Source organism: Micrococcus sp. LASM2_SD2 (genome assembly GCF_057364565.1).
On sequence record NZ_JBNFOB010000136.1, the window covers coordinates 1 to 6,257 of the forward strand.

The 6,257-nt window shown below is 71.7% G+C and carries 4 protein-coding genes and 3 pseudogenes; 2 read left to right on the forward strand and 5 right to left on the reverse strand.

Annotated elements, in window-relative coordinates; genetic code table 11:
* Positions 1-176 precede the first annotated feature (176 nt).
* Positions 177-602, reverse strand: coding sequence for an RDD family protein (locus AC2W7A_RS08125; RefSeq protein ID WP_485990917.1), 426 nt, complete (start codon positions 600-602; stop codon positions 177-179).
* Positions 603-895: 293 nt separating this feature from the next.
* Here AC2W7A_RS08125 and glnA point away from each other — a divergent pair, with 293 nt between their 5' ends.
* Both glnA and AC2W7A_RS08135 read left to right on the forward strand, forming a co-directional pair.
* A complete protein-coding gene (glnA, locus tag AC2W7A_RS08130) occupies positions 896-2,320 on the forward strand; it encodes a type I glutamate--ammonia ligase (RefSeq protein ID WP_485990915.1) in 1,425 nt (474 codons plus the stop codon).
* Positions 2,321-2,539: 219 nt separating this feature from the next.
* Positions 2,540-3,526: an LLM class flavin-dependent oxidoreductase gene (locus tag AC2W7A_RS08135; RefSeq protein ID WP_485990916.1), complete on the forward strand. Its 987-nt coding sequence runs from the start codon at positions 2,540-2,542 to the stop codon at positions 3,524-3,526.
* 66 nt (positions 3,527-3,592) lie between these two features.
* Here AC2W7A_RS08135 and AC2W7A_RS08140 read toward each other — a convergent pair whose 3' ends face one another.
* The 4 genes and pseudogenes from AC2W7A_RS08140 to AC2W7A_RS08155 form a co-directional block, all read right to left on the reverse strand.
* Positions 3,593-4,018: a [protein-PII] uridylyltransferase family protein gene (locus AC2W7A_RS08140; RefSeq protein ID WP_485990918.1), complete on the reverse strand. Its 426-nt coding sequence runs from the start codon at positions 4,016-4,018 to the stop codon at positions 3,593-3,595.
* A gap of 153 nt (positions 4,019-4,171) precedes the next feature.
* A pseudogene (locus AC2W7A_RS08145) lies at positions 4,172-4,336 on the reverse strand (hypothetical protein); the annotation flags it as partial.
* 89 nt (positions 4,337-4,425) lie between these two features.
* A pseudogene (locus tag AC2W7A_RS08150) lies at positions 4,426-5,637 on the reverse strand ([protein-PII] uridylyltransferase family protein); the annotation flags it as partial.
* Positions 5,553-6,257, reverse strand: a pseudogene (locus AC2W7A_RS08155) (hypothetical protein); the annotation flags it as partial. The pseudogenes AC2W7A_RS08150 and AC2W7A_RS08155, both read right to left, overlap by 85 nt.

Genomic DNA, 6,257 nt, shown 5'->3' on the forward strand with positions numbered 1-6,257 from the left:
GCTCGAACAGGTCGATGGCCTGTTCTCGTTGTTCTGGTGTGAGTTTCGATGGTGCTGGCACAGCACTGCTCCCCGGGTGAGTCGGACTTGAATAGGAGTCCAACTTCCGGGGAGCAGTGCAGGTGACGTCCCGTCGTCGTCGTGGAGGGGCCGCCGGCGGAGGACGGCCCGTGTGCTCACATGACGAGCTCGACGGTGCCGGCGGCCTTGTCGTGCAGGCTGCGGCCGTCCGGGTCCACGATCATCAGGGGCAGCACCAGGCACAGCAGGACTGTGCGCACCAGGATCCGGTGGACCGGTGCGGTGGAGCCGCCGCCGAGCCGCACCACCTGGATGCGCACGAGGGCCTTGCCCACGGTGGTGGCGAGCACGGTCAGGCCGACCACGTGCATCACGGCCAAGACGATCAGGGTCGCCAGGGCGTCCCCGGCGAAGAACACGTTGGAGACCACCAGGGCGATCGCCCAGTCGATGCAGATCGCCCCGATGCGACGGGCGGGCCGGGCCAGGGAGCTCGGGCCGGACTCCGGCAGGCCGAGGCGTTCGCCGGGCCAACGTCCGGCTTGGATGTTGCCGCCGGGGCCGTCCACCCATCCGGCCATCTCACGGCGAGTGATCAGGGGCTCGCCGCGGCGGTCCCGCGCGTTCGGCTGCTTCGGTGTGTTCTCTTCTCTGGCCACCACACCAGCCTAGTCGGGGCCGCGCCGGAGGCCCTCCGGCGCACCGCCCGGCACGTCACACGACCCGGCCGTCGGCGCCACTGTGTTACACGGCGGAAACATCCAGGGCATGACCCCGTCATGCCGCTCACGTAGGGTGAGGGACGTCCCGCGTTGGAGAGAGACCTCCGGCGGGCCGCCCCCCACTGCCGCACAAGGAAGGTCAGGCGAGAACAATGTTCAGCTCTGTCGAGGAAGTCCTCACGTTCATCAAGGAGGAGGGCGTCGAGTTCGTGGACATCCGCTTCACCGACCTTCCCGGCGTCCAGCAGCACTTCAACATCCCGGCCAAGACCGTGGACGAGGACTTCTTCCGCGACGGCCAGCTCTTCGACGGCTCCTCGATCCGCGGCTTCGCCGGCATCGCCGAGTCGGACATGCAGCTGATCCCGGACATCGCCACCGCCTACGTGGACCCGTTCCGCATCCGCAAGACGCTCGCGATGAACTTCTCGATCGTGAACCCCCGCACCGGTGAGCCCTACCACCGAGACCCGCGCGGCGTCGCCCAGCGCGCCGAGGAGTACCTGACCTCCTCCGGCATCGCGGACACCGCGTTCTTCGCCCCCGAGGCCGAGTTCTTCATCTTCGACGACGTCCGCTACGAGTCCTCCCCGCAGGGCTCCTTCTACAAGGTCGACTCGGAAGAGGCCTGGTGGAACGCCTCCCGCGAGGAGGAGGGCGGCAACCTCTCCCACAAGACCCCGGTGAAGGGAGGCTACTTCCCGGTGGCCCCGACCGACAAGCAGGCGGACCTGCGCGACGAGATCTGCGCAGTCCTCGCCGAGGTCGGCCTCGAGGTCGAGCGCTCCCACCACGAGGTGGGCGCCCCGGGCCAGGCGGAGATCAACTACAAGTTCAACACCCTGACCCACTCCGCCGACGACATCCTGAAGTTCAAGTACGTCGTCAAGAACGTGGCCGAGCAGTTCGGCAAGTCCGCCACCTTCATGCCGAAGCCGGTCTTCGGGGACAACGGCTCGGGCATGCACTGCCACCAGTCGCTGTGGACCGACGGTGAGCCGCTGTTCTACGACGAGAAGGGCTACGCGAACCTCTCCGACACCGCCCGCTGGTACATCGGCGGCCTGCTCAAGCACGCCTCCGCCGTCCTGGCGTTCACCAATCCGACCGTGAACTCCTACCGCCGCCTGGTGAAGGGGTTCGAGGCCCCGGTGAACATGGTCTACTCGCAGGGCAACCGCTCCGCCGGCATCCGCATCCCGATCACCGGCTCCAACCCGAAGGCCAAGCGCATCGAGTTCCGCGCCCCGGACGCCTCCGGCAACCCGTACCTGGCCTTCGCGGCCCAGCTGATGGCCGGCCTGGACGGCATCCGGAACCGCATCGAGCCGGCCGAGCCGATCGACAAGGACCTCTACGAGCTGCCGGCCGAGGAGGCCGCGGACATCCAGAAGGCCCCGGCCTCGCTGGAGGAGGCCCTGGACGCCCTCGCCGAGGACCATGAGTTCCTCCTCGCCGGCGACGTCTTCACCGAGGATCTCATCGAGGCCTGGATCGAGTACAAGCGCGAGACCGAGATCGCCCCGCTCGCCGCCCGCCCGAACCCCTACGAGTTCGAGCTGTACTACTCCTGCTGACCTGTCCGGCGTCCGGTCCCTGAGGACCCGCGCCGCGCGCCCCGCAGCTCCTCCGGAGGGTGCGGGGCCGGTCGTCGTGCACGGGCGGCGGACGCCGGCGACGACCGGACATGAGGCCGTCCGCCGCGGGACGCTGGCGGACTCGCCCGCGGAATAACAACGACGGCCCGGACGCTGGCACTGTCGACCACTCTCGTCTGCCCCCTACGGAGGACCGCCATGACCGCGCTGCCGATCTCGATGCTCGACCTGGCCACCGTCAAGCCGGGACGGACGGTGGCGCAGGCCCTGTCCGAGTCCGTGGAGCTCACCCGGGCCGCCGAGCGGGAGGGCTTCACGCGTGTCTGGTTCGCCGAGCACCACAACATGCCGGGCATCGCGTCCTCGGCCACGGCGGTGCTGTTGGCGCACGTGACGACGCAGACCGAGAAGATCCGCCTGGGCTCCGGCGGCGTGATGCTGCCGAACCACTCGCCGCTGGTGATCGCCGAGCAGTTCGGCACCCTCGCGGAGCTGCACCCGGGCCGCATCGACCTCGGCCTGGGCCGCGCGCCCGGCACGGACCAGCGCACCCTGCAGGCGCTGCGCCGCTCCCCGGAGGCCGCCGAGGACTTCCCGCAGGACGTGCAGGAGCTGCAGGGCTACCTGCGCGGCGAATCCCGGATCCCCGGTGTGGACGCCTACCCGGGCAAGGGGACGGACGTGCCCCTGCACATCCTCGGCTCCTCGACCTTCGGCGCCCAGCTGGCGGCACGCCTGGGCCTGCCCTACGCGTTCGCCAGCCACTTCGCCCCGGACATGCTCGAGCACGCCGCCCGGATCTACCGGGAGACCTTCCAGCCCTCTGCTCAGCTGGCCGAGCCGCACTTCATGGCCGCCATGAACGTGGTGGCCGCGGACACGGAGGACGAGGCCCGCGCCGAGTACGAGCACGCCCTGCGCCTGCGCGTGCAGATGCTCGTGGGCCGCGGCCGGGACCTCACCGAGGACGAGCTGGACCTACTCATGGACTCCCCCGCCGCCGCCCAGGTGGTCCGCATGGTGCGGCACACCGCCGTCGGCACCGGAGAGCAGGCCGCCGCGCACGTGCGGGACTTCGCCGCGCAGACCGGCGCGGACGAGGTCATGGTCACCGCGATGGCGCCGAGCCTTGAGGTCCGCCGTCGGACCGTCGAGCTGCTCGGCGAGCACGTGGTCCGCGGCTGAGACCCGTTCCGCCGTGCCCGTCCGGCCCCGGACGGGAGTGTGGCTGACGGGCCGGGCACCGCGGCGTCAGAGGCCGTAGAAGTGCTTCTCGAACACCTGGCGGGCCCGGCGCATCACACGCCTGACGTGCTCCTCGAACGCCGCGGAGGTGGTCTCCGGGCCGGCGCACCAGCGGGCCAGCGCCGCCATGTCCCGGGAGTTCGAGGGCAGCACGTCCGAGGCTTTGCCGGACCAGAGGTACCCGGCGGCGCGGATGCGGCTGCACAGCGACCAGGCCGTCTCGAGCGCCTCCGCGTCCGCGGCCGGCAGCAGGTCCAGCGAGGCCAGGGCCCGCAGGGCCGGCAGCGTGGACGTGGTCCGCAGCGAGGAGTGCTCCCCGGCATGGCGGAGCTGCAGGGTCTGCACGAGCCACTCGACGTCCGAGAGCCCTCCCGGGCCGAGCTTCACGTGCCGGGCCGGCTGCACGCCGCGCGGCAGCCGCTCTGACTCCACCCGGGCCTTGATCCGGCGGATCTCCCGCAGGTCCCCGGCAGAGAGCTCTCCCGCGTAGCGGACCTGGTCCGCCCAGGCGGCGACCTCCTCCAGCAGACCGGCGTCCCCGGCGAGCGGCCGGGCACGCAGCAGCGCCTGGCGCTCCCAGACCTCCGCCCAGCGGCGGTAGTACTCACGGTAGGAGTCCAGGGACCTCGCGAGCGGGCCCTGCCGGCCCTCGGGCCGCAGGTCCGCGTCCACCACCAGGGTCGGCTCCCCCGGCAGCGGCGGCTGAGCCGGCTGCTTGAGCAGCGCGGTGAGCTGCTTGGCGATCCGCACCGCCTGCTGCTGCGCGGCATCCGGATCCGCGCCGCGCGGGGACGGTGCACGAACATGGCGTCCAGGTCCGAGCCGTAGGTGATCTCGCGTCCGCCCTGGCGGCCCATGGCCACCACCGCGACGTCGGTGAGCAGCTCCTCCTCCTGCTCGAGGGAGACCAGGCAGATCTGCAGGGCGCCGACCACGGCCACATGGTCCACGTCGCTCAGGGCGCGGACGGTCTGCTCGAGGTCGATGTGGTGGGAGGCGTCGGCCAGGGCCACGCGGAGGATCTCCCGCCGGCGGGCCTGCCGGACGTGGCGGACCACATGGGCGGGCTCCTCGGTGTCGTCCCGGCGGGACAGCACGGCACGGGCCTGCTTCCACAGCGCCTCCGCGTCCACCGGCTCCAGCTGACGGTCGTCCCCGAGCCAGGCGGCGGACTCCGGCGAGTGCTCCAGCAGGTCGCCGATGAACCGGGAGCTGGACAGGACGCCGCACAGGCGCTTGGCCGCGGCGCTGGAGTCCCGCAGCATCCGCAGGAACCACGGGCTCTGGCCCAGCGACTCGGAGAGCCGGCGGAAGGCCAGCAGGCCGCCGTCCGGGTCCGGGCCGTCCGCGAACCAGCCGAGCATGACCGGCAGCAGCTGGCGCTGCATGGAGGCCCGGCGGGACACGCCCTGGGTGAGCGCCTCGATGTGCCGCAGGGCGCCCTTCGGATCCCGGTAGCCCAGCGCGGCCAGGCGCTCCTGCACGGCCTCGGCGGTGAGCTTGACCTCGTCGTCGGACAGCGCCGCCGTGGTGGACAGCAGCGGGCGGTAGAAGATCCGCTCGTGCAGCTCGCGCACCTCGCGGCGAACGGTGCGGAAGTCCGCGGACAGCCCCTTGGCGTCCGCGTGCCGCTCCTCGCCTGGGGCCTGCATGGAGCGGGCGACCACACGCAGCGCCTCCTCCTTCTTCGGCATCAGGTGGGTGCGGCGCAGGTGGACCAGCTGGATGCGGTGTTCGAGGGTGCGCAGCCACCGGTAGCGAGCGGCGAAGGCCTCGGCGTCACGGGTGGAGATGTAGGAGGCGTCATGGAGGCGCTCGATGGCCTCCAGGGTCGAGCGCACCCGCACGGACTCGTCCGCGCGGCCGTGGACCAGCTGGAGTAGCTGGGCGGTGAACTCCACGTCCCGCAGGCCGCCGGCGCCGAGCTTGATCTCCCGGTCCCGCTCGGCATGAGCGATGTTGTCCATCACGCGCCCGCGCATCTTCTGCACGTTCTCCACGAAGCCCTCCTGCGTGGAGGACTTCCACACCAGCGGCCACATGCGCTCCATGTACTCCGCGCCGAGCTCGCGGACCCGGCGATCGGGCGGGCCTTCAGCAGCGCCTGGAACTCCCAGCCGTGGGCCCAGCGCCGGTAGTACTCGGCGTGGGACTCCACGGTGCGGGACAGCGCGCCGTCCTTGCCCTCCGGGCGCAGGTTGGCGTCCACCTCCCACAGGTTGGGCTCCGGCGCGGAGCCGTAGACGACCCTGCCGATGCCGCCGGCCATCTCCGCGGCCACCACGGCGGCCTGCGTCTCGTCCTGCCCCTGGCCGGCGGCGTGCACGAAGATCACGTCCACGTCGGAGATGTAGTTGAGCTCCCGGGCGCCGCACTTGCCCATCCCGATCACGGCGATCTCCAGGGTCTCGGCCGCCTCGCCGTGCCGCTCCACCGCGGCGCCGGCCACCGCGAGCGCGGCGTCAATCGCGGCTCCGGCCAGGTCCGCCAGCCAGGCGGAGACGGACGGCTCGATCAGCGTGGGGTCCGCGGAGTCCAGGTCCTGCAGGGCGATCGCCGTGAGCTGACGGCGGTAGGCCGGCGCAGGGCGACCGCCGCCTCGGCACCGGTCTGTGCGGCCACGGGGCGTTCCGGCCTCCGGGTCCGCGCCGGACCGACTCCGAGCAGCAGG